The organism is Saccharothrix sp. ALI-22-I, assembly GCF_001984175.1.
Taxonomy (GTDB): domain Bacteria; phylum Actinomycetota; class Actinomycetes; order Mycobacteriales; family Pseudonocardiaceae; genus Actinosynnema.
This window is the reverse complement of sequence record NZ_MTQP01000047.1, coordinates 1-22166: the sequence shown is the minus strand read 5'-3', so window position 1 is coordinate 22166 and position 22166 is coordinate 1. Positions and strand designations below refer to the sequence as shown.

The window sequence follows — 22166 nt, the reverse complement described above, 5'->3', positions numbered from 1 at the left end:
ATGCTCTGAACCCGGGCGCTCACATCGCGGGGAGGATCTCGATGTACCCGTCGGTTCCGTTCACACGGATCCGCTGCCCATCCTGGATCAAGCGCGTCGCGTGTTCCACCTCGACGACGGCCGGCAGGCCGTATTCCCGTGCGATCACCGCGCCGTGGGTCATCAGGCCCCCGACCTCCGTCACCAGGCCCGTGATCGCGACGAACAGGGGCGACCAACTGGGGTCCGTGTGAGTCGTGACCAGGATGTCGCCCGGTTCGAGATCGGCCTCTGCCATGTCCAGGATGACTCGGGCTCGCCCTTCGACGGTCCCGGCGGAAACCGGCAGGCCGACCAGCGCACCGCCTGGCAGGTCGTCGCGTCGGTACGCTCCGGCGACGGCCTCGCCGTCCGACGTGAGCACCCGGGGTGGCGTGAGCGCTTGGTATGACCTGAACGCCTCCTTGCGCCGACGGATGAGCTCGTCGTCAACCTTGTGCCTGCCGACAACTCTGTCCATGCAGGTTGAAGCCGCGCGGAGCACGAGAGCTCACGGGTGCGGTCGCGGTCTGCGGCGACGTTGGCTGCCGCGGCAGGACGACCGGCCGTGCTGCTTCGACTGGCCTACCCGGGGTGTGACCAACGCGTTCGCGCTACTGCGCCTGCTGCCTGTGAGCGATCAGGACAAGGACGCGGAGATCCCGGCACTGCGCCACCAGATCATGGTCCTGGAACGCCAACCGGGCCATACCCGACCGCGATTCTCTCCCTGCGACCGGGCATTCCTCGCGGCACTACTGCACCCATCACAGTCGACGCGCTTCGTCGGTTCCGGCCGCCGGTACACCCGGAGACGGTCCTGCGCCGGCACCGGGACCTTCCCGCACGACGCCACGCGGCCGGATCACGCCCCAAGCGCCCCGGTCGCCCACGAACCGTCCGCTCGATCCGACTCCTGGTACTGCGCCCGGCGCGGGAGAACCCCACCTGGGGCCACCGCCGTGTCCACGGCGAGCTTCTCGTGCTCGGCATCAAGGTCGCTGCGTCCATGGTGTGGCAGATCCTCAAGGACGCCGGGATCGATCCGACGGCCGGGCGCACCACGATGACCTGGTCGACCTTCCTCCGCTCACAGGCCGACGCTCTACTGGCCTGCGACTTCTTCGAGACCTGCACGTTGAGCGGTGCCCGCCTGTATGTGCTCGCGGTGATCGAGCACACCAGCCGCCGGATCAGGGTCCTGGGCGCCACCGCGCACCCGACCGCCTCCTGGGTCACCCAAGCCGCCAGGAACCTCGTCATGGACCTCGAAGACGCGGGCAGCCCCGCACGGTCTCTGATCCGCGACCGGGACGGGAAGTTCCCCGCCCTGTTCGACGCCGTCCTCGCCGACGCCGGCATCCAGGTCGTCCTCACCGGCGTCCGCATCCCGCGGATGAACGCGATCATGGAACGCCGGCTCCGCAGCTGTCGCCGTGAACTCCTCGACCGCACCCTCATCTGGAACCAACGGCAGCTACTCCACGCGCTACGCCAGTACGAGCGGTTCTACAACACCCACCGGCCCCACCAGAGCATCGCCAACACCCGACCGCTACGACCGCTGCCACAACCGGCCACCGATCAAGCAGCCGTCACCCGACTCGACATCCGCCGACGACAGCGACTGGGCGGCATCCTCAACGAGTACCACCACGCCGCCTGACCTGCACGGATGACGTTTTCGGCAAGCATAGGGTGCCCACCTGGACGCTGCGTGCGATCCCGTACCTGCACACCCTGATGACCACCTCGATGCGCATCTCGAACGCGAAGGCCAGGCGCGAGTTGGGGTGGGCACCGACGCGCTGCGCCACGCCCGCCGCGTGGTGTTGAGGCCGCTACTTCCGCACGCCGGTCGCGCTGAACTCCTGTACGCCAACGCTTCCGTTCTGGTTGCTGTTGCGCGCGTAGAACCGGATGTTGGTGGTGGCGAGGTCGGCCGGCGGCCGGTAGACGACCGGCGCCACCGTGTTGATCGCCTGGTAGGGCATGATGTCGATCCAGGCGTTCTGGCTGGCGCTCCACCGCTGCACCTTCCAGTGGGTGGTCATCCAGGTGCAGCAGTTGTCCTGCTGGACGGTGAAGGCGAACCGCTCGTAGTCGGCGCCGAGGTCGAACTGCACCCAGGACTCGTTCACGTTGGAGCCGGCCTCGCCGGTCTCGGTGACGCCGTCCCAAAGCTTGCCGAGGCCGCTGTCCCAGGCACTGCGCTGCGACATGGTGGAGTGGTCGGCCAGGTTCTCCCTGGGCACCTTCCACCGCAGCGCGGCGTACGCCGGTTCCAGGCCCGCCTGGTTCATGATGCTCCGCGCCTCGGCCGGCCACGCGCCACCCGTCACCACGTGCGGTCGCCCGTCGCCGTCGTAGATGGCCCCGCTGAGCCAGTTGTCGGCGAAGTCGGTGTAGTTGTGCGACGCGTACACCGACAGGGGCCGGCGGTAACGCGGGGAGAAGTCGAACCGCCCGCCCTGCCCGACGTTGTAGTCCCAGCGGGTCCGGTGACTCTGGTTGTCGCTGTAGTAGTTCGCGGTCGACGTCGAGTGGTGCACGTAGTTGTGGCTGACCACGCTGCCCGGCCACGACCCGAACGAGTAGACGGCCCCCGAGTCGTGCACCCCCCAGGACACCTTGGACGTGGCGTTGTACACCTCGTTGTGACTGAACGTCGTCTTGCCGATCCCGTTCACCCCGTCGAGGAGGCTGTACTCCTCCGCCTTGCGCTGATGGAAGCCCATGAATGCGGTGTCGTAGACGAGGTTGTGGGTGACCGCCACGTTGTAGGTGTTCATCAGGCTGATCCCGGTCGCCGGGAAGAAGTCGTCACCGATGTCGGTCACGACGTTGTTGCTGATCGTCACGTTCCTGGTGCGCCGGGCGCCGTCGACGTGCACGTCCATCCACCGGCCGGCGATGACCCCGGCGGCGGTCAGGTTGTAGAAGAGGTTGCCGGTGACGGTGACGTCCTCGGCTCCGGTCAACAGCTGCAGTCCGCCGCTGCCCATCTTGCCCACGGTGTTGTTGGTGAAGGTGATGCCCTGGGTGTTGGTCAGCTTGATCTGACCGGGCACCTCGCCGCCGTAGCCGTCGTAGTTCGGATCCTTGAAGGGGTCGTCCGCGTACTGCGCCTCCGCTTGCGAGCCGCCGATGAACCGGTCGCGAGGCAGCAGCCAGTTTCCGTGCTCGAACGTGATGCCGTCGAACGCGATCGCGCTCGCCTTCGCGGACGGGCTGGACCCGGCCACGTTCACCAGCGTCTCCACCACCGGCACGTACGCCCCGGCCTGGTTGACGTCCTCTCCCGCCCGCGGGTAGTAGTACACCTTGTTCGTCGCCCGGTTCAGATACCACTCGCCGGGGGAGTCCAGCTCCTCGAACGCGTTGAGCACGTAGAACGTGTCGTCGTAGTCCAGCGAGAAGCCGTCGTCGCGGTTCAGCCGCACCTGGAAGTGCGGCTGCGCCAGGCGCACCCGCTTATCGGGACCGCTCGCGCTGATGTCCACGACGGGGAAGTAGTCGATCTTGAAGCCGATCGCGATGTGCAGCAGCCGAATGTCGCGGACGTTGGTGTACGCCGGAACGCCGGCCGCCGGGAACTGCACACCGTCGTAGGAGCGGGTCGGCCGCTCCGGGTTGGCCGGCGGGTTGGGGATCGATGCCTCATCGAAGAAGCCGCTGCCCACGATGCCCTTGCCCATTGCCAGCTGAGCCCGCCGGCCGCCGACGTAGAGCTGCCGGAAGTAGTCGGCGTAGCCCGCCGACTCCGGCACGTCGGCCACGAAGTAAGGCCGGTCGGTTACCCGGTTCCAGCCCGTGACGGCCTTACCCCCGTCAATGACGGGCGTCTCACCCGGGTACGCCTGGTAGACGACCTTGAACCCGTTGGAACCCGAGTCCGCCTCGGCCAGGTTGAAGGTGGCCGTCCGGGTATGCCGGCCCCCGCGCAGGCAGACGCGGAGGTCGGCCCGCATGTTCTTGTTGAGCCCGTGCTGTCGGATGTGGTCCCGCGCCCGTTCCAAGGTCGCCCAGGGGCGATCCGGTGAGGTTCCGGCGTTACCGTCGCTGCCTGACGCGGAGACGTAGAAGGTGCAGGGCGGTGCCGCTTGCGCCGGCCCGGCGGGCACCAGGCCCGCGGCCAGTACGACTCCGGCGACGGTCGCCACGGCTGCTCGCCTACTTGTGCTCATGGCGTTCCACTCCTTGCTCGGTGGTTGCGGAAGGGTGGTGACCCGGATGGATCTCGGTGTACCGCCCGGCGAGGATGTCGGGCCGGGCGCATCACCAGTGGTGGATGGTTCCGTCGGCCAGGAGAGCAACGGGCAGGGTCCACCGCTGCGGTGGCCGCCATGGTGGTCGGGCCCCGCCGCCAGTAGGCCCCGCGGTACAGGTAGTGCCAGATGTGCTTGATCCGGTGCGCGTCCATACCGATCAGCAGAGGACAGACGTGGTCGCGCAGGTAGCCGGCCACCGCCAACTCACGGCCGTTCACCGTCGCTCGTACGATCCGCACGGCTACTCCTTCGTCGCCCCGGCGGTCATGCCGGAGACCAGTGCGCGCTGGGAGAAGAGAAAGACAATCAGGACCGGGATGCTGGTGAGCAAGGCAGCCAGCGCCAACTCGGGCCGGAGGATCTCCGAGATGCCGCTTGAGGAGTTGAACATCGGCGAGGCGGTCAACAAGGTGTTCAGCCCTACCTGGGCCGGATACTGCTCGCTGTCGGGCAGCATCACGAACGGCAGGAAGAAGTTGTTCCAGCTCTCCACGAAGCTGAAGAAGGCGACCAGAGCGACCACCGGCCGGGCCAGGGGCAGCGCGATCCGCCGGAAGACCGTCCACTCACTCGCGCCGTCCATGCGGGCCGCGTCCAGCAGGTCGCCGGAGACGGTAGTGGAGTAGTAGATGTAGGTCAGGTACACCCCGAACGGGAAGAACGAAAGCGGCAGGATGACGCTCAACCGCGAGCCGTCCAGGCCGAGCGCGTTCATCTCGAGGTAGAGCGGCAGCACCAGGGTGGCGTTGGGCATCAACATCACCATCAGGGTGGCTGTCAACAGCGCGACCCTCCCTCGAAAGCGGGTTGTGGCCAGGGCGTAGCCGGCGGGCACAGCGGTGACCAGCGTGATGGCGAGCGCCGAGAACGAATACAGCGCCGAATTGCCCACCCAGGTGACGATCGCGTGCGACTGGAAGTCGTAGAGGTGCCGCCAGCTGGCCGCGAGGTCGTCCAGCGAGCCGAAGGTGAACGGAGCACCGTGCACGATTCCCGCGTCGCTCCGGGTCGGGGCGAGCAGCATCCAGGCGATCGGCAGGGCGAAGAAGCACAGAAAGACGCCGACTACCATCACCCAGGCGACCCGGGCGGCCACTGATGTCGCGCTTGCCCGGTTCCGGCCGGCGGGGACCCGGCTCGCGATCGACGACGGATTGGTCACGAGTGGCCCCTCTCGAACAGCCCAGCCTTGAATACGGCGGCTGCGGCGCAGCCGAGGCTCAGCACGAGCAGGACGACCGCGATGGCCGCCGCGCCGTTGAAGTCGGCAGCGACGAACGCGTACTGGTAGCTGAGTTGGTTGGGCGACCAGTCGTCGGGCACCTGCCCGAAGCTTGCCGTACCCACGAGTTGCGGTTCGACGAACAGTTGGGCCCCGCCGGCGAAGGCGAGGATCAACATGTACGCGATCCACTTACGCAACATCGGGAGCTGTATCCGAAGTGCGATCTGCAGTGCGCCGGCCCCGTCGATCCGGGCCGCCTCGATGACCTCGTGTGGAATACCGTTGAGCGCGCCGTACATGATGACGATCCAGCTGCCGGCGCCCGTCCAGAAGGCGATGATCATGAAGATCACCGGCAGATTCTCCGGCGCCACGACCTGTGCCGCGCTGCTCCAGCCGACTGCCCGCAGCACCGGACCGATCGGACTCGCGACCGGGTCGAGCAGGATCAGCCAGATCAGAACGCTCGACGCTCCGGCGAAAGCGCCCGGCAGGTAGCAGAGGAACCGGACCACCGCGCTCGTCCGCTTCAGCCGGCCGTGCAGCATCAGGGCCAGCGTCACCACCAGCACCATCAGGCTGATGAGCCACAGGACCAGGTAGAGCCCGATGTGGGCGAAGACCGGGCCGAACCGGTAGTCGGCGAACACCCGAGTGAAGTTGCCCAGGCCCACCAACTGCCCGCTGGAGTTGGTCACCGACAGCCACAGGGCATAGGCCACCGGCGCCACGCCGAACAGCAGCAGGAGAATCGTGTAGCCGGCCACGAAGAGGTAGCCGACACGGCCGCTGCCGACACGCCGCCCGCGGGGCTTCGCCGCCCGGATACCGGGCCGGCTCGCGCCGACCCGTGCCTGGGGAGTTCCGGTCGCCACCATCGATCAGTTGACCTTGTAGCCGAGTGCGGTGGCCTTGTTGACGATCGCCTGCTGCCACACGTCCATCTGCGATGAGACGGACTTGCCTGAGGAGAGCGCCGGCACCATGGTCGCGGCGTAGATCGCCTCCTGGCTGTACAGCGTGCTGACCGCCCACTTGGTCCAGATCCGCGGGGCGGCCTGTTGCAGGACCGGGCCGATGTCGTTGGCGTAGTAGCCGGACGCCTGTTGGGCCGCCAGCCAGCCGGTTGCCGCAGGGCCGTAGGCGGGGTAGGTCGCGGCGGTCGCCGTGTATCCGGGGTCGGTGGTGACCCAGGTGGCGAAGTCGACGGCGGCCTTGAGATTGCGACTGTGGGAGGAGATGAACCACATCCCCCCGCCGACGGCGCCGGTCCAGGTCTCGGCGTCCGCCGCGAACTTCAGCGGTGCAGCGGCCGCGATCTCTCCCTGGGGGGTGTGGTAGCCGGCGTTGAACAGTGCCTGGCCGTACCAGGCGGGCCCCGGCATCATGAGGATCTTGGCGGCCTGCTCCTTGATGAAGCCGGTGTCCCACTTGTTACGGGTGCCCAGCGCACCGGCACTCAGCAACGGATCGAGCAGCTGCGCCATTCTTGTGCACGTGGGGTCCCGGAGGTCGACGGTCACCGTCTTGTCCCCGGTGAGAACGCTGGCCGGGCACTGGCTGCCCCAGAAGTAGATGTGCGGCGTAGTCGGGCTACCCACCTCACCGACCAGGTATCCCGGGTGCTCTCTGCCCACCCGCAGGCCCAGTTGCTGCCACTGCTCCCAGGTCGTGGGGACCTGGTAGCCGAACTGGTCCATGAGCTTCTTGTTGTACCAGAGCACGTTCTGGGCCAGATCGTTGCGCAGGCAGTAGACCTTTCCTCCCACGGTGCATTGGTCGAGCGCGCCCTTGACGTACCCGTCGAGCACGGACCTGTCGACCAGCGTGTCGAGTGGAGCGGCGAACGGGGTCGCCCCCGTGGTCGCCCAGGCGAGGTCCTGGACGTTCGGCCAGACAACGTCGGGCCACCCTTCACCGGTACGGTTGAACAGCTCGACCTTGGTCCGCAGCTCGGTGCTTCCGTTCGCGCCACCGCTGTAGGTGACCGCCTTGATCTTCACCTCCGGGTGAGCCTCGCGGTAGGCCTCGACCGCGGCGGTCCTGGTCGCGTCCACCCATACAGTGATCTCGCTCGACGGATCCTGCGGCGCCGGGCTGAACGGGCCGGCGGCGGCTCGCTGGGCGCCGTCCCGGTTGGGGTCGGCGTCCGCGCAGGCGGTGATCAGCGATGCGGCCGTCATCACGGCCACCAGCGCACGGGCTCGACGCGGACCTGTCCTGGTCGACGGGGTAATCATGTATTCCTCCCAGGAATGGTCATGTCGTCGTGGTGATGCGGGCAGCCGGTCATGGGACGCATACGTACTCCCCGAGCGCGGCGGGATAGGCCGGCCCGGGTGCGAGGCCGATCCCGTGGTCGCGGGGCGCCAAGACCGAGCCGTCCGGTTCGACGCCCGATTCCTTGCGTACGGGGTTGGCGGTCACGAGGGACTCGTAGTAAGTGGTGTTGGGGATCGCCATACACAGATGCCGAGCCGACTGGGTGTTGCCGTGCACCTCGGCGCGCAGCCGGTAGGCGTCCGCTAGGTGGGCGATCCGCATCGCACCGGTCATTCCGCCGCGCAGGGCCGCACTCGTCCGGACGTAGGTCGCGCAACCGGCAGCAATGAAGTCGGCCGTGCTCAGATGCACCCCGGGGATCGTCTCCGCCACGTTGAGCGGCACGCCGACCCGCTCGGCGAGCCGCCGATACGCCGTGATGCTGTACTCCCGGATCGGTTCCTCGTACCAGAGGTAGCCACACTCGGTCAGGGCGTCGCCGACGTGCACAGCGTCCGCGAGGTCGAACGCCGCGGAGCCGTCGTACATCAACGGGACGTCCGGACCGACGTGCGCCCGCATCGCCTGGATCAGCCGGGTATCGCGATCGCGATCGCCCCAGGCGTGCAGCTTGATGGCCGAATAGCCGAGCGCCAAACACTGGTCCGCAACGTCGAGGTACTCCTCGATCGAATCGAAGGTCACGGTCGACGCGTACGCAGGGATGCGCGTGCGGTAGCCGCCGAGCAGTTGCCAGCACGGGGCGCCGTGCACCCGCCCGGCCAGGTCCCACAGCGCTGTGTCGACGACGCCGAGCAGGTGAATAGGCAGATACTCGGTGCGGTCGACGTTCCAGAGGCGCTCCCACAGCCACTCGCGCTGCAACGGGTCGGCGCCGACCAGTTCCGGGCGCAGCACGCGGTCGACGAGCTCCCGCAGAACGACGGCGGAGCCCGGCTTGTGCGCGGTTGCCACACCGGTCGCACCCGTGTCGGTGCCGATGCGGATGATGCCGACCTGTCCGCCGGACCCGCCGCGCAACCCGTCACGCCACCGGAAGGGCGGCTCCGGAGCGGCGACGTCGGCAGAGAAGGCTTCTACGTGGGTGATGCGCACGGTGACTCCGGTCCGGGCGGGGCAGGGCGATACAGCATCGGCGGTCAATGAAGCTGGTACATCTCGTGTGAGGTGCACAACATATCAGTCACTGATCGAAATGAGTAGGCCCCATTTTGGACACAATTGAGCCGGTGCGGGCGCCAGAAGACGCATATCAACCTTCTGCCCCAGGCAGAACGAGGACGAGGCAGGCGCGGCGGAAAGCGCTGGATCAGAGAGATTAACCAGCTTCATTTGACGTAGATGAAGCAAGTCTTGAGAGGGGGTCGAGAACGACAGATATCTGCCTGTCGGTCCTGCCCCGTGCTTGCGGTCAGTACGACCGGAAGACTCGCCGATCGATCTCCGCCTGGTAACTCAGGCGGGTGCGCTCGACGTGCGCCAGGGCCGCGATGCCTGCCTGTTCGGCGTCTCCGCGTCGGACGGCCTCGAGGATCTGACGGTGTTCCGCCAAAGCGGTGGCCACCGGACCACCGCTGAATCCGCCGAACGCCGCCGCCACCACCCGCCGTTGCAGACCCTGAACGGTCGCGATCGAGTCGAGCAAGAACATATTGTGGGCAGCCCTGGCGACGGCACGGTGGAAGGACTCGTCGGCGGCCGCCATCACCCTCGGATCCGCAGCCTCCAGCGACCGGGCATACGCGTCGAGGGCCTCGTCGATGGCAACCAACTCGCCCGGCGTAGCCCGCTTCGCGGCCAGGCCGGCCGCAGCCCGTTCCTGCACCCCTCGGAACTCGAACATATCCATGATGTGGGCAATGTCAGTCGGCACGAACCCGGCCACCGGCGACACCGGCGCGTCCGCCGGATCGGCGACGAAGATGCCCCGCCCGCGCTGCGTGCTGATCCGGCCGGTGGCCGCGAGGGTCTTCAGCGCGTCCCGGGTGATCGTGCGGCTGATACCGAGGATCTCGGCGAACCGCGCCTCGGTGGGTAGCCGGTCACCTGGCACGAAGCCCTGCTCGGTGATGAACTGCAGGATCCGCTCTGCCGCCCGGGTATAACCCGGCCGGTAGGTGGCACCCCCGTCCGCCTCCGGTACGAACGTCTCGACCTTGCCGTGACCCGTTTCACCCACCAGATTAGTATGGCTCATCACACGGTCCGCCCTCATCGAGCCACATCGTCGGCGCCGTGCCGCACCACGCCAGCTGGAAGCCGCCGCGCCGCACAACTCGCGCTCGCGGTGCAGTCGGCCCGCAACGAACGCACCGGCGAGGCGATCGCGTACCTGCGGTACAAGCTGCCCGAGCAGCCAGTTGACCAGGTTCAGCAGTTGGCCGCTGAGTTGGGTTGCTGCCGTTGGCGCTGGCCCTGGCTTGACTCTGTCGGGAATCTTGAAGCAGCTGGCGTGTCGTGGATGGTGACCGGTAGGTAACAGTGAGGCTTTCGTGGTCGGTGAAGTCGTAACGCTCCCTGAGGTGGTCAGATGTCCTTACCTGTTGGTCCCCGGCCGGCGGCGGAGGTCCCGGAGCTCACCGCGCGGATGGCTCGTGCCGGTAATCCCGGTGGTACGACGGCGATGTGGATGCGTGACCGCCTCGGCGGCCTGTGGAGGGACGAGGACTTCGCCGACTGTTACTCGCGTAACGGGCGCCCCGGGCTTTCACCCGCCCAGTTGGCCACGGTGAGCGTGTTGCAGTTCCTGCTGGGACTGTCCGACCGCGAGGCCGCCGAGGCCGTGCGCTGCCGTATCGACTTCAAGTACGCGCTCGGTCTGGAGCTCGACGATCCCGGCTTCCACCACAGCGTGCTCGGTGACTTCCGCGACCGCCTGCTGCAGGCCGGACGGGTGGACCGCCTTCTTGATATTGAAGCGCTCCGGCATTGATGGAGACTCCACCAGAACCGGAGCGCTTCGCTCCAACGGTTCCCGGCATCGATGGACAGTGGTCGGAGTTCAGACTGCGGTGATGGTCCACTGGAGGTTGGTGCTGGACTGTGGCGCCCAGAGCTTGACCTGAGAGTCGGCGGTGGTGTCGCCGCCGCTGTCCAGGCAGGTGCCGGTGCCGCGGTTGATGATCTGGTAGCGGCCGTTGCCCATGCTGTTGAGCCGCCATTGCTGGTTGTTGCCGCCGTTCCAGGGTGCCTGCTTGGCGATTGCCCCGTTGGCGGTGTCGCCCCAGCTGTCGGCGACCATGCCGTTGGTGCGGTTGACCAGGCGGTAGTAGCCGCTGCCGACGTCGACCAGTTGCCACTGAAGGTTGTAGCTGCTGCCGGAGTTCCACTGTTTGAGCGGTGAGCCGGACGCGACGTTGCCGCCGCTGTCCAGGACCAGCCCGGTGGCGACGTTCGTGATCCGGGCCCACCCGGTGGGGATGGTCCCACCGGTGCCGCCGCCTGGGGTGGGGATGGCGCCGGAGAAGGTCAGCTTCACGACGTACGCGGGTGCGCTGTACGGTGCGTTCGACGGCATGGTGATGCGCAGGCCCGAGCCGTCCTGGGTTCGGCTGGGCAGGTTGACGTAGGTACCGGCGGTCGAGCCGAGCAGCTGTACCGAGGTGAGGGTGCCCAGGTTGATCCGGTTCGAGTTCAGGGTGGTGATGTTCAGGGTGCCGGTGGGCCAGCCGAGGACGGTGGCGTACAGGACGCGGTTGTCCTTGCTCCGCGTGAACCGGATGTCGGTGTTTGTGCCGACCTTCGGCGCGACGAACGAGCCGCCGCCCATCTTGGTCGGACCCTCGCCGTAGACCGCCCACGCCCGGGTGGAGTAGATCGACTCGCCGTTGCGGTTCAGGTAGGTCCCGAAGTCGTTCAGCACGTTGCGCTGCGCCTGTGGGATCTCCCCTTCGGCGGTCGGGGCGACATTGAGCATCATGTTGCCGTTCTTACTGACCCGGTCGATGAGTTGGTGGATCATCTGCTGGGACGAGTAGTAGCTGATCCCCTTGGTGTAGCTCCAAGTGCCGGAGGCGATCGACTCGTCGGTCTGCCAGTACGGGTACACCAGATCCGCCGGGCCGCCGCGCTCGTAGTCCTCGACCGCACTGGCGTTGTGGAAGCCTCGGTCGAAGTGCTTGTAGGTGGTGACGACGTCCTTGCCCCACTCCAGGCCCTTGTTGAAGTAGTAGGCCAGGAAGTTCAGACGCTGTTGCTCGGCGACCGCGCACGGGCCTGGGTCGCCGTGGCAGTAGCCGGGGCTGTCGAGGGCGAAGTCGTGGTAGATGATGTCCGGCTGGGCCTGGTCGATGACTTCCTTGAGCTTGTCGAACCAGAGTTGGTCCTCTTGGGCTCGGGAAAGCTGGCCGTAGAGCTTCTTCAGGCTCGGGTCGGACTGTTGGGGAACGAACCGGAAGAACCCGTTGTGGTTGAACGAGTGGTGCATAGATACGAACAGCTTCATGTTCTGCCCGCGCACCGCGTCCGCGAAGAGCTTCAGCAGGTTCAGTCGTGGGCCGCGATCGACCGAGTTCCACTCGTTGACCTGGCTGTCCCACATCGAGTAGCCGTCGTGGTGCTCGGCGACGGGCCCACTGATCCGCGCGCCCGCGTTCTTGAACAGCTGGACCCACTCGTTCGGGTCGAACTTGCCGCCTTGCGACTTGAGCACCGGCCGGAACTGCACACGGTTACCGGCTTTGTCGACGCCGCCGTCGATGAACTTGGTGTATCCCCACTGCGTGCGGGGGTCGCCGTAGGTCGCCTTGTGGTGGTTGTTGATGCCGGTGCCGTCGTTGTACATCTCGCGGCCGTACCACTCGTACCCGTACTCGGGGGTGGTGAACGCCCCCCAGTGCCAGTAGATGCCGAACTTGGCGTCCTGGAACCACTCCGGGGCTGCCGGGTGTTGGTCGACCGACTCCCACGTCGGCGTGTAGCTGGACGGGCCGTCCGTGGCCCAGACGGCACCGGCGGGCAACAGACCGGCAGCCGCGGCACCGCTCACGCTGAGCAGACCCAACATCTTCCGGCGGTCGAAAGTGGACATGGCAGGGAAGACCTCCTTTGGTCCGAAGGTCCGCGTCCGACTCAAAGTGCTCCGCGTCCGTCCCGTCCGCATCCACGTCGGGACCGGTTCTGTGGCAGCGGTCCACCTTGACCAACCGAACACAGACATCAGATGTATATGTAGAGGAAGTCTGCTGTTAAGTCCAGTGTCCGACCAGATGGCCCAACTGTACTGGGCAAACGTCGGTATACGTATGGTGTCTTCGCGCCGAAGGTTGACTAAGGTCCGATGTCTGCCGATACAGTCGACGTATGTCGCTGACCGACGAGGCGATCGCGCGCATCCGGACGCTGATCCAGTCCGGGAAGCTTCCGCCCGGCTCGAAGCTGCCGCCTGAGCCGCGACTCGCCGCCGAGTCGGGCATCTCCCGCAGCCCGATGCGTGAGGCGTCAAAGCCCTGGCCGTGGCCTGGGTGCTCGACGTGCGCCGCGGCGACGGCACCTACGTCACCAGCCTCGTCCCGGCCGAGCTGCTCGAAGGGCTCGGACTGGCCGTCGAACTCATGCAGGGCAACACGTTGTTGGAGCTCACCGAGGCACGCAGGCTGTTCGAGCCGGTCGCCACCGGCCTCGCCGCCGCCCGGATGACACCCGACCAACTCGCCGAGATCAAGGGTCACCTCGACGCCATGCACACCGCCGTCGAGGATGTCGAACTACTCAACAAACACGACGCCGCGTTCCACCGCGCGGTCGTCGCGGCCACCGGCAACGAGGCACTGACCACGCTCGTCGACGGCATCTCCAGCAGCACACTGCGCGCGCCCGGGTGTGGCGCGGCATGGTCGAGGCCAACGCCGCCGACCGCACCCTCGCCGAACACGAGGCGATCTACAACGCCCTCGCCAACCGCGACGCCAACCTCGCCCAAGCCGCAGCCCTCCTGCACGTCAGCACCACCGAACAGTGGCTGCGCCGAGTGCACGACGCGGCGGACAGCACCGACTCGGAACCCGAGACACTGCCACCAGTCCCCACCTGACCAGAAGGGGAAGGCGGGGTGTGGGGTGCCAGAAGTCGGCCATATGGTCTGACCTGCGGTTAGGCTGCTGTGGGTTCGTACTCGTTGATCATGCCGCCGAGGACTGGTCTGCGGCGTATCGAGGTGCAGTCCGGCTCTGTGATCGGGTGGTCTGGTCGTGGTGGGGTGAGTTGTCGGGCTTGGTGTGGTCTGCGGTGGTTGTAGTGGGCCGCGTAGCGGTCCGGCACCGCCCGCAGGTGGTGTTCGTTGAGGATGGGCAGGTGGTCGGTGGCTTCGCGTCGGACGGTGCCGACGAATCGTTCGGCGTGGGCGTTGGCTCGTGGACACCGTGGTGGGGTCTTCACGACTTGGATGCCGGTGTCGGTGAGGACCGTGTCGAACGAGGCGGTGAACTGACCGGCCCGGTCTCGGATGAGGAACCGGAAGTCGTCGGCCCGGTCGTCGAGGTCCATGAGCAGGTTGCGGGTCTGTTGGCTGGTCCAGGGGCCGTCGGGGTTGGCGGTGGTACCGAGGATGTGCACGTGGCGGGTGGCGACCTTCCATCACGAAGAAGACGTACACGCGCTGGAGGGTGACGGCGCAGTCGACGTGGAGGAAGTCGCAGGCCGGCATGCCGGCGGCCTGGGCGCGGAGGAACCGCCGCCATGGCATGTCGGTGTCACGCTTGGGCGCGGGTGGTATCCGCAGGCGCTTGAGCACCCGGCGGACGGTCGAGGCGGCTACCCGGTGGCCGAGTTTGAGCATTTCGCCCTGGATCCTGCGGTGGCCCCAGCCGGCGTTCTCCCGGGCCATCCGCTCGATCAGCGCCACCACGGCATCGTCGACCGGCGGTCGCCCGGTCCGGTTCGGGTAGGTCCACTTCTTCGCGACCAGGCGCCGGTGCCGTCGCAGGACGGTGGCCGGTGTCACCAGCCGGTGCTCGCGCAGCAGCCGGGGGAGTCGGCGCACCAGTGGGCGAGCAGCGCGCGATCGGCCCACTGCAACCGCGGTGGGGGACTGGTCCGGCGCAGCACGGCGACTTCGTGCCGCAGCACCAGCAGCTCCACGTCCTTGGCCCCTGATGACCGTCCGAGCAGAACCAGCCGGCCAACGAGCCGGACGAAGATCAGATACAGCAGTCGTAACGCCACGCTCCACGATCATGCCCTACAGCGATGGTGCGCGATCACCGCAGCTCAGCGCCCAAGCGCAGAGTTCTGGAACCCCACAAGCTGCCGAACGGGAACGTTCTGCGATCGGCGATCTGTGTTGGCCACAGCGCGGCGTGGACCTGATCAACCGCTGGGCGGGTACCCGTCCTCGAGGAGCATTCCACGGTCAGGCGGCCTGGGTCGCCCGGCCGGAGGACATGGCCTCCGGCCGGTGTCGATCAGTTGGTCTGGTCGTCGTCGGGGCCGGCGAGTTTGGTCAGCAGGTCGACGACGGTCTGTTGTCCGGTGGCGAGGGCGTCGAACTTGCCTCGCATCTCGGTGAACCCGTCGCCGACCTTGGTGCCGAGGTCGGTCAGGTCCTCGCGCATGGCGTTGAAGCTGGAGGTCGTGGCCTGGCGGAAGTCGCGGATCTCGCCGCGGAACTCGGAGACGTCCCGGTCCGCGCCGCCGGCCAGCACTCGTGCGGCGGCGGCGTCCTGGGCGGTGGCGCGCACCAGGCCGGCCAACTCTTCGACGCGGGCCTCCAGTTCGGCGACGCGGGACTCCAGGTTCTCGGGCTCGGCCATGCCGCACAGGTTACCGCCCGGGCACGGTCGGGCGAATCGTGCCGCGCCGTCGGGATCGCCCGACAGCGGCTCGTCCAGCCCTGGCGCCCACGGTCGTGAGGCATCGCAGTGCCACCCACCGTAGTTGCGTCATTCGGGTGTGTTCGTTGCGCTCTTCGGGTGTCGGCGGGTCGTCGGACGTCATGGTCGTCAGGGCGGGCGGTCCCGGTGTCGTCTCATTTCCTTGCTGATGAAGGTGGTCGTGATGATCTCGATGCCCGATGAGGACCAGGCGCTGTTCGACGGTTGGCTGCGGACCAAGCAGCGGAAGTCGGAGCGGAGACGTTCGCAGGATCCGCATGTTCATCGCGGGTTGCGGTTTGTGTTCTACGGGCGGATGTCGACCAGTGGGTACCAGGATCGGCGGGCGGCGCGGTTCTGGCAGATGGAGATCGCCGAGCGGCTGGTCGACGGGCACGGGGAGATCATGGACTCGTTCTTCGACGAGGGGTGTTCGCGGACGCGTGCGTGGCACCGGCGTCCGGCGGCGGCGCGGTTGTTGGCGGCGTTGGCGGATCCGGAGCGTGGGTTCGACGCGATTGTGGTGGGGGAGTACGAGCGGGCGTTCTGCGGGCGGCAGTTCGAGGACCTGGTGCCGGTGTTGGAGGAGTCCGGGGTTCAGCTTTGGTTGCCGGAGGCGAGCGGGCGGGTCGACTTCGCCGACGACGCGCATCGCACGCTGATGAGCGTGCTCGGTGCGCAGTCGGAGCGTGAGGTGATGCGGACCCGGAACCGGGTGATCCAGGCGATGCGGGCCCAGACGTGTGACCAGGGCAGGTATCTGGGCGGTCGGCCGCCGTACGGGTATCGGCTCGTGGATGGCGGGTCGCATCCGAATCGGGTGCACGCGAAGTGGGGGCGGCGGTTGCAGAAGCTGGAGCCGGACCCGGCGACCGCGCCGCACGTGGAGTGGATCTTCGAGCGTCGGTTGGCCGGGCACAGCATCGCCGGGATCGCCCGCACGCTCAACGAACGCGCCGTGCCCAGCCCGTCGGGGTCCGATGTGGACCGCAACCGGCATCGGTCGGACAGTGCGTGGAGTGTGCAGACGGTGGCGGCGATTCTGGGGAATCCGCGCTACACCGGGAGGCAGGTGTGGAACCTGTGGGGTGCCAGAAGTCGGCCGCATGGTCTGACCTGCGGTTATGCTGCTGCGGGTTCGCACTCGTTGATCAGGCCGCCGAGGACTGGTCGGCGGCGTATCGAGGTGTGGCCCGGTTCTGCGATCGGCTGGTCTGGTCGTGGTGGGGTGTGTTGCAGTGCTTGGTGAGGCCGGCGGTGATTGTAGTGGGCCGTGTAGCGGTTCAGCACTGCCCGCAGGTGGTGTTCGTTGATGATGAGCAGTCGGTCGGTGGCTTCGCGTCGGATGGTGCCGATGAACCGTTCCGCGTAGCAGTTGGCCCGTGGGCACCGTGGTGGGATCTTCACGACCTTGGATGCCGGCGCCGGAGAGGACCGCGTCGAACGGGGCGGTGAACTGGCCGGCCCGGTCTCGGATGAGGAACCGGAAGGCGTCAGCCCGATCGCCTAGGTCCATCAGTAGGTTGCGGGCTTGTTGGGTGGTCCAGGGCCCGTCGGGGTTGGTCGTGGTGCCAGGGATGTAGACGTAGCGGGTGGCGACCTCCATACGAAGAACACGTGGACGCGCTTGAGGGCGACGGCAAAGTCGACGTGGAAGAAGTCGCAGGCCGGCAGGCTTGCGGCTTGGGCGCGCAGGAACCGTCGCCAGGAGGTGTCGGTGTCGCGCTGAGGCGCGAGCGGTACCCGCAGGCGCTTGAGCACGCGGCGAACCGTTGAAGCGGCTGTCCGGTGTCCGAGCTTGAGCAGCTCGCCCTGGATTCGACGGTAGCCCCAGCCCGCGTTCTCCCGTGCCATCCTCTCGATCAACGCCACGACGGTGTCGTCGACCGGTGGGCGTCCGGTGCGGTTGGGGCAGGTCCACTTCTTCGCGACCAGGCGCCGGTGCCGGCGTAGGAGGGTTCCCGGTGTCACCAACCGGTGCTCGCGCAGCAACTGGGGGAGCCGGCGCGTCAACGCGGCGAGCACCGCTCGATCGGCCCACTCCAACCGCGGTCGAGAATTGGTCCGACGCAACATGGCGACCTCGTGCCGCAGTACCAGCAGTTCGACGTCCTTCGACGCCGACGATCGGCTGAGCAGAACCAACCAGCCGACGAGCCGGACGAACATCAGGTACAGCAGTCGTAACGCCACGCCTCACCATCATGCCCCTACGACCCATGGTGCGCGATCACCGCAGGTCAGCAGCCCAGTGCAGAGTTCTGGCACCCCACACGCTGCTCGCCACCCTCCTCGACGCCGAGCGACGTGCGATGGTCGCCCAGGAAGAGAAGGGCTGGACAGCGGACGACCGAGGAACGCACATCTTCGTCGCCGCACGGGCCCTGCTCGAGGGCATTGCAAAGAACGGTGACGTCGGGCCAGTGCTCGAACACCTCGATGTCCTTCGCGCGGACGCAGGCCTGATGACGAACTTCCTCCACGGCCTTGCGGCAGCCGGCGCAGAGAACGAACGCCTGGCTGCGGCTGCCCGAGGTGTCTGGCCATCGTTGCTGCGCCGCGCCATCGGCTACTTGAGCGACGACCCGACTCCCTACCAGGACCACCACTGGGGCGACTGGGCTGCCGCTGCTCTCCTGCCGGACCCGCTGCCGTGGACGCAAGGCCTGTACAACGAGATCATCGGTGCACCCATCGACTGGGTCCGCGCTGAAGACCTCGTCGAGCTGATCGACGAATGGCTACCCGCCGCCCACGGGGAGATGAAATGCGTCGACGGGCTCATCGGCATCCTGCGGAAGCTCCCAATGGAGGTGCAGGTCACTCGCGGCCTGCGCTGGGTGTCCGACCTGTGCATCCAAGAGGGCTGTGTCACAGTCAAGCAGTCGTTCCTGTCGAACGACTGGCTCAAGGAGATTCGCAGCACGGCGGAGGAACTCGGCCGCCTAGCCGAGTGGCAGATGCTAGTCGATTCCCTGGTCGTTGCCGGGAACGAAGGACTGGCGCCGTACAGCAGGTGACGTCTCAAGACCCCCTGTGCGAACCCTCATGAGACTTCCGGATCTGCCGCTGACCGAGTGTCGACGAACGTTCGCGCTTCTGCCGACGATCGACTGTTTCAGGCGTTTCTGTAGCCCACTTCAAGGGGTCATGTGAGGCGCTGTCGGACCGCCACTCCAGCACGCCGTGGCTGTGCTGAGGCATCCGGCGTTGGAGCTGCGGACGCACTGGGAAATGCGCAGTGGACCCCGCGTAGGGCGGCGCTATGGTGCCTGGGTGACGAACCTGCCCAGCGAGCTCGACGCGGCTTTGGCGTCGTTCTTCGACGAAGTCCGCCAGCGGTCCGACGACTTCGTCGGCTTGGCCGACCGCGACGCCGCAGAGACGATGGCTGAGCTGTCCAGCGCCCGCCAAGTCCGCGAGGTCGCCCTCGCCACAGCTATCGCAAACCGCTACATGGTCGACGAGGATGACCGTCGAGCAGGAGGCAGTGCTCCAATCACCACGGCAGGACGCGAGCTCTCCGGTCCAGTGCTGCACCGTCTCGGGCTCGCGGGACTGCTGCGCTCCGGCGCACCTATCGACACGCCCGTGCTCGTCGCTCAGACAGCCGTCTACCTGGCGGGACCGGGCGTCCCGCTGCACCGGTACCTGGTCCTCAACGTCGACTGGGATCTCGCCGAACCGCTCATGTTGGCGGGATGGCGGTTGTGGCGCCCGAGCAAGCAGGACTGGAACGCGCTGCGGCCGGTCCCTCTCGCAGCTGACTTCGCCGCAAAGCCGTCGTTCGACCCCGTTCTGGAGTTCGGACAGCACTTGGTGCTCTCGGCCGAGGACCCTGGAGCCGAACCGGTCGACAACAGGATTTTCTGGCGGCTGTTCCAACCCCGTGTCCAACAGTCGCCCGCGTGGGCGCCGTTGTTGTGCCTCAACCTCGCGCAAGACACGCACGTCATGCCGGTCGCGGAGTACCTCATCGAGCCCGCCAGATCTGTGGCCACGTACCAGGAGTCGATCCCCACCACCTTCCTCGGTCCCGAGGGCGACTACGAGGTCCCCCAGCTCGGCCCCCTGCACGTGGACGAGGATCAAGCAGTTTGGTTGGCCGGCTTCCTCTCCGCGCTGTCCTGCAAGCTCGAAGAGTGGACGGCTGCTGCGGGGATGACCAGGCCGAGCAAGCGCCTACGACCGGTGGCGGGCAGGTTTCTCGACACATGCGCGAAAATCGCCTTCGACGCCGAGGTCAACTTCGGGGAAGATCCCGGTGAGGTGGCGTTCAACTACGTCGTGGCGCTAGAGCGGCTGGTGTCGGCCAACGACGATCGCGGCGACCTCAAACGGCGAACCGCCCAAAGGACAGCCGTGCTGATCGGCCGCCACAACGCTGAGCGCCTGGCGATCTACCATCGCGTCACTCGGCCTATAAGGTGCGCAGCGCGGTAGCCCACGGTAGTGAGGTCAAGGAGGACCAGCTCAAGCCTGCCATCACGCACTTACGGGCCATTGTCCGCCGCGCCCTCATCAGGACCATCGTCCTCGGACCGCACCTGGACCCGGACACCGTGTTCGACGAAGCGCTCCTGTCTACACAGGTGCGGAAAAAGCGCATCAACGATCCCATCGCCGCGTTCCTCGAATCACTGAAGTCCGGCCCACAGCCCTCCTAGCACAGCCACCGCCCATTGATTTCGCCTGGTCGAGGTTTGACCGGATCGTGTCCGGGCGGTCAGGACCGTTGAGGTGGTGAAGCCTGTCGGCTCGGATGATGTTCTCGCCGGATATGGCGGTGGTGGACCTCGGGATCGTGGTCGTGTCCTTGGCGCCTGTCGATCCGTACTTCTTCTCCGACCGGCGAAGGGGGCAAGACGGCGGCTGGATGTCGTCGGGAAGTCGCGGTACGTTGGGAGCGCTCCCAGAACGTGTCTTCCACCTTGCTTGAGGAGCCGAACCATGTTGCGACGGCGTTGTCGCCCGTTCACCCTGCTGGCCGGCCTGCTCGTCCTGGCCCTGCCTGCGTTTCTGTTGCCTTCGGTGTCGGTTGCCGGCACATCCCACACCCGCGCGGTGCCGCTCGCTGAGCTGACCGTGGTATCCGAACGGGTGGCGTTCGGTCTGCGGCGTCCGATCGCGATCACCGGGCTGCCGGATGGCCGGATGCTGATCGCGGAGAAGGAGGGCACCGTCCGCGCCTACCATCCCGACACCGGCCTGGCGGCCGAGCCGGTGCTCGACCTGACCGCCCGGATCGACGCGTCGGACAACGAGCGTGGCCTCCTCGGCATCACGCCCGGGCCGAACTTCGCGCGGACCGGGATCCTCTACGTGGCCTACACGAGCCTGCCGGCCGGTGCGCTGACCCTGGCGCGAGTGCCCCTCGGTGCTCCTGAGCGGGTGCAGGTGCTGCTCACCCAGGAGCACGCCGAGTATGGCAACCACAACGGCGGGCAGGTGGCGTTCGGCCGCGACGGCTACCTCTACTGGTCCCTCGGCGACGGCGGCCACGCGTACGACCCGTTCAAGGCCGGTCAGGACCTCGGCACCCTGCTCGGGAAGATCGTGCGGATCGACGTCAACCGCACCTGCGGGGCGAAGCCCTACTGCGTGCCCTACAACAACCCGTTCGTCCGCGTGCCGGGCGCGCGGCCGGAGATCTGGGTCTACGGGCTGCGCAACCCGTGGCGGTTCTCCCTCGACCCGGTCGACGGCTCGCTGTGGATCGGTGACGTCGGCCAGGGCCTGGTCGAGGAGATCAACCACATCCGCCCGTGGCAGGGTGGGGCGAACCTCGGCTGGTCCTGCCGGGAGGGCACCCCGGTGTTCGATCCGCAGCAATGCCGGGCGGGCGGGCGGTACACCGACCCGGTCTTCGAGTACGACCACTACAACGGCAACTGCTCGGTGACCGGCGGCGTGGTGTACCGGGGGTTCCGGACCCCGGAGGCGTGGGGGACCTACGTCGCGAGCGACTACTGCTCGACCCGTGTGTTCGCCGTGCGTCCCAAGTTCGACGGCGGTTACGAGTCCGCCGAGATCGGCAACTTCCCCACCCAGCCGAGCGCGATCGGCACCGACGTGCACGGTGAGCTGTACGTGCTCAGCGACCTCCCGGGATACCTGAACCGGGTGCGGTTCGAGCGGGTCCAGCCGGCCTCTGGCGGCGGGGTGGCAAACCGCTGAAACCCGGGACGACCTCCCGCATCCGCAAGACCTCCGGGGACGGCCACCTCTAGGCGGCCGTCCCCGGCTCATCCCCGATGCAGGCCCCGCAGGTCACGTTGCACGCTTCCCCGTCGGGTCGAAGACCGCGTCGTCGGGGCCCGTCGATCCCGGCTCTGACTCATGTGCGCAACCGCTCATGCCGCTATTGGTGTAGTGGAGGCTTGTTCTGTACGGACCGTGGATTCATGGAGCCGTCGACCGCCACTCCGACTACATCCTCGTCATCTGTTCGGCCTCAGTGGCTTGACGCTGTGCCTGCCGATAACCTCATCCATGCAGGTGAGAAGCGTGAGCGGGACAAGGGCTCGGGATAGCCCGTGGGGGTGCTCGTGTTCTACGGCT

21 protein-coding genes and 4 pseudogenes are annotated in these 22166 nt (G+C 67.2%); 10 read left to right on the top strand and 15 right to left on the bottom strand.

Features of this window, described 5'->3' with window-relative positions:
- Positions 1 to 19: 19 nt before the first annotated feature.
- Positions 20 to 403, bottom strand: a complete 384-nt coding sequence (locus ALI22I_RS08480) for a PEP-utilizing enzyme (protein WP_238598218.1) — start codon at positions 401 to 403, stop codon at positions 20 to 22.
- 597 nt (positions 404 to 1000) lie between these two features.
- Here ALI22I_RS08480 and ALI22I_RS52260 point away from each other — a divergent pair.
- Both ALI22I_RS52260 and ALI22I_RS48915 read left to right on the top strand, forming a co-directional pair.
- Positions 1001 to 1684, top strand: coding sequence for an integrase core domain-containing protein (locus ALI22I_RS52260; RefSeq protein WP_202970876.1), 684 nt, complete (start codon positions 1001 to 1003; stop codon positions 1682 to 1684).
- A 32-nt stretch (positions 1685 to 1716) separates the two neighbouring features.
- Positions 1717 to 1854, top strand: a complete 138-nt coding sequence (locus tag ALI22I_RS48915) for a GDP-mannose 4,6-dehydratase (protein ID WP_143532068.1) — start codon at positions 1717 to 1719, stop codon at positions 1852 to 1854.
- Positions 1855 to 1859: 5 nt separating this feature from the next.
- On the opposite strand, the gene ALI22I_RS08470 is transcribed toward ALI22I_RS48915, so the two are convergent.
- The 7 genes and pseudogenes from ALI22I_RS08470 to ALI22I_RS08440 all read right to left on the bottom strand — a co-directional run bounded on the left by ALI22I_RS08470 (position 1860) and on the right by ALI22I_RS08440 (position 9976).
- On the bottom strand, positions 1860 to 4205 hold the full coding sequence (locus tag ALI22I_RS08470; RefSeq protein WP_083751560.1) for a right-handed parallel beta-helix repeat-containing protein: 2346 nt from the start codon (positions 4203 to 4205) through the stop codon (positions 1860 to 1862).
- A 131-nt stretch (positions 4206 to 4336) separates the two neighbouring features.
- A pseudogene (locus ALI22I_RS53330) lies at positions 4337 to 4513 on the bottom strand (bifunctional D-altronate/D-mannonate dehydratase); the annotation flags it as partial.
- 17 nt (positions 4514 to 4530) lie between these two features.
- Complete coding sequence (locus ALI22I_RS08460) at positions 4531 to 5451, bottom strand: carbohydrate ABC transporter permease (protein WP_238598217.1); 921 nt, start codon at positions 5449 to 5451, stop codon at positions 4531 to 4533.
- Complete coding sequence (locus ALI22I_RS08455) at positions 5448 to 6281, bottom strand: carbohydrate ABC transporter permease (protein ID WP_238598216.1); 834 nt, start codon at positions 6279 to 6281, stop codon at positions 5448 to 5450. The genes ALI22I_RS08460 and ALI22I_RS08455 overlap by 4 nt, the downstream gene beginning before the upstream one ends.
- Positions 6282 to 6395: 114 nt before the next feature.
- The gene (locus ALI22I_RS08450) at positions 6396 to 7697 is read right to left on the bottom strand and encodes an ABC transporter substrate-binding protein (RefSeq protein ID WP_202970874.1); all 1302 of its coding nucleotides are present in this window, start codon (positions 7695 to 7697) and stop codon (positions 6396 to 6398) included.
- Positions 7698 to 7803: 106 nt separating this feature from the next.
- Positions 7804 to 8892, bottom strand: coding sequence for an enolase C-terminal domain-like protein (locus ALI22I_RS08445; protein ID WP_077004920.1), 1089 nt, complete (start codon positions 8890 to 8892; stop codon positions 7804 to 7806).
- Positions 8893 to 9208: 316 nt separating this feature from the next.
- Positions 9209 to 9976 carry a FadR/GntR family transcriptional regulator gene (locus tag ALI22I_RS08440; RefSeq protein ID WP_077004919.1) on the bottom strand — a complete coding sequence of 256 codons (768 nt, stop codon included), beginning with the start codon at positions 9974 to 9976 and terminating at the stop codon, positions 9209 to 9211.
- 351 nt (positions 9977 to 10327) lie between these two features.
- On the opposite strand from ALI22I_RS08440, the pseudogene ALI22I_RS08435 reads away from it, so the two are divergent.
- Positions 10328 to 10708: pseudogene (locus ALI22I_RS08435) on the top strand (transposase); the annotation flags it as partial.
- Between the two features lie 90 nt (positions 10709 to 10798).
- On the opposite strand, the gene ALI22I_RS08430 reads toward ALI22I_RS08435, so the two are convergent.
- Positions 10799 to 12826: an alpha-L-fucosidase gene (locus ALI22I_RS08430; protein ID WP_077004917.1), complete on the bottom strand. Its 2028-nt coding sequence runs from the start codon at positions 12824 to 12826 to the stop codon at positions 10799 to 10801.
- A 157-nt stretch (positions 12827 to 12983) separates the two neighbouring features.
- On the bottom strand, positions 12984 to 13481 hold the full coding sequence (locus ALI22I_RS55490) for a hypothetical protein (protein WP_443216907.1): 498 nt from the start codon (positions 13479 to 13481) through the stop codon (positions 12984 to 12986).
- Between ALI22I_RS55490 and ALI22I_RS55485 the strand changes: the two are divergent.
- A pseudogene (locus tag ALI22I_RS55485) lies at positions 13431 to 13547 on the top strand (FCD domain-containing protein); the annotation flags it as partial. The gene ALI22I_RS55490 and the pseudogene ALI22I_RS55485 sit on opposite strands and share 51 nt — an antisense overlap.
- Positions 13548 to 13627: 80 nt before the next feature.
- Positions 13628 to 13828: a hypothetical protein gene (locus ALI22I_RS53315; RefSeq protein WP_238598233.1), complete on the top strand. Its 201-nt coding sequence runs from the start codon at positions 13628 to 13630 to the stop codon at positions 13826 to 13828.
- A gap of 59 nt (positions 13829 to 13887) precedes the next feature.
- Here ALI22I_RS53315 and ALI22I_RS52255 read toward each other — a convergent pair whose 3' ends face one another.
- The 3 genes from ALI22I_RS52255 to ALI22I_RS08415 form a co-directional block, all read right to left on the bottom strand.
- On the bottom strand, positions 13888 to 14349 hold the full coding sequence (locus ALI22I_RS52255) for an integrase core domain-containing protein (RefSeq protein WP_238598214.1): 462 nt from the start codon (positions 14347 to 14349) through the stop codon (positions 13888 to 13890).
- A 384-nt stretch (positions 14350 to 14733) separates the two neighbouring features.
- On the bottom strand, positions 14734 to 14958 hold the full coding sequence (locus ALI22I_RS53310) for a hypothetical protein (protein WP_238598213.1): 225 nt from the start codon (positions 14956 to 14958) through the stop codon (positions 14734 to 14736).
- A gap of 239 nt (positions 14959 to 15197) precedes the next feature.
- Positions 15198 to 15545, bottom strand: a complete 348-nt coding sequence (locus tag ALI22I_RS08415) for a hypothetical protein (protein WP_077004916.1) — start codon at positions 15543 to 15545, stop codon at positions 15198 to 15200.
- 244 nt (positions 15546 to 15789) lie between these two features.
- Here ALI22I_RS08415 and ALI22I_RS53305 point away from each other — a divergent pair, with 244 nt between their 5' ends.
- A complete protein-coding gene (locus ALI22I_RS53305) occupies positions 15790 to 16854 on the top strand; it encodes a recombinase family protein (protein ID WP_238598212.1) in 1065 nt (354 codons plus the stop codon).
- A gap of 32 nt (positions 16855 to 16886) precedes the next feature.
- Here the strand turns inward: ALI22I_RS53305 and ALI22I_RS53300 are convergent.
- A pseudogene (locus ALI22I_RS53300) lies at positions 16887 to 17012 on the bottom strand (integrase); the annotation flags it as partial.
- Positions 17013 to 17120: 108 nt separating this feature from the next.
- The gene (locus tag ALI22I_RS53295) at positions 17121 to 17798 is read right to left on the bottom strand and encodes a hypothetical protein (protein WP_238598211.1); all 678 of its coding nucleotides are present in this window, start codon (positions 17796 to 17798) and stop codon (positions 17121 to 17123) included.
- 26 nt (positions 17799 to 17824) lie between these two features.
- On the opposite strand from ALI22I_RS53295, the gene ALI22I_RS08400 reads away from it, so the two are divergent.
- The 4 genes from ALI22I_RS08400 to ALI22I_RS08385 all read left to right on the top strand — a co-directional run bounded on the left by ALI22I_RS08400 (position 17825) and on the right by ALI22I_RS08385 (position 21782).
- Positions 17825 to 18625, top strand: a complete 801-nt coding sequence (locus ALI22I_RS08400; protein WP_179118156.1) for a hypothetical protein — start codon at positions 17825 to 17827, stop codon at positions 18623 to 18625.
- Positions 18626 to 18881: 256 nt separating this feature from the next.
- The gene (locus ALI22I_RS08395) at positions 18882 to 20048 is read left to right on the top strand and encodes a hypothetical protein (protein WP_077004914.1); all 1167 of its coding nucleotides are present in this window, start codon (positions 18882 to 18884) and stop codon (positions 20046 to 20048) included.
- Positions 20033 to 20272, top strand: coding sequence for a hypothetical protein (locus tag ALI22I_RS08390; RefSeq protein WP_077004913.1), 240 nt, complete (start codon positions 20033 to 20035; stop codon positions 20270 to 20272). Before ALI22I_RS08395 ends, ALI22I_RS08390 begins: the two co-directional genes overlap by 16 nt.
- 283 nt (positions 20273 to 20555) lie before the next feature.
- The gene (locus ALI22I_RS08385) at positions 20556 to 21782 is read left to right on the top strand and encodes a PQQ-dependent sugar dehydrogenase (RefSeq protein ID WP_077004912.1); all 1227 of its coding nucleotides are present in this window, start codon (positions 20556 to 20558) and stop codon (positions 21780 to 21782) included.
- Positions 21783 to 22166 lie beyond the last annotated feature (384 nt).

Excerpts from the sequence above, each read along its gene's own strand:
- ALI22I_RS08415 (WP_077004916.1), bottom strand. The coding sequence starts at position 15,545 with ATGGCCGAGCCCGAGAACCTGGAGTCCCGCGTCGCCGAACTGGAGGCC.
- ALI22I_RS08450 (WP_202970874.1), bottom strand. The coding sequence starts at position 7,697 with ATGACGGCCGCATCGCTGATCACCGCCTGCGCGGACGCCGACCCCAAC.
- ALI22I_RS08385 (WP_077004912.1), top strand. The coding sequence starts at position 20,556 with ATGTTGCGACGGCGTTGTCGCCCGTTCACCCTGCTGGCCGGCCTGCTC.
- ALI22I_RS08470 (WP_083751560.1), bottom strand. The coding sequence starts at position 4,205 with ATGAGCACAAGTAGGCGAGCAGCCGTGGCGACCGTCGCCGGAGTCGTA.
- ALI22I_RS08430 (WP_077004917.1), bottom strand. The coding sequence starts at position 12,826 with ATGTCCACTTTCGACCGCCGGAAGATGTTGGGTCTGCTCAGCGTGAGC.
- ALI22I_RS53305 (WP_238598212.1), top strand. The coding sequence starts at position 15,790 with ATGATCTCGATGCCCGATGAGGACCAGGCGCTGTTCGACGGTTGGCTG.
- ALI22I_RS53315 (WP_238598233.1), top strand. The coding sequence starts at position 13,628 with ATGGTCGAGGCCAACGCCGCCGACCGCACCCTCGCCGAACACGAGGCG.
- ALI22I_RS08400 (WP_179118156.1), top strand. The coding sequence starts at position 17,825 with ATGGTGCGCGATCACCGCAGGTCAGCAGCCCAGTGCAGAGTTCTGGCA.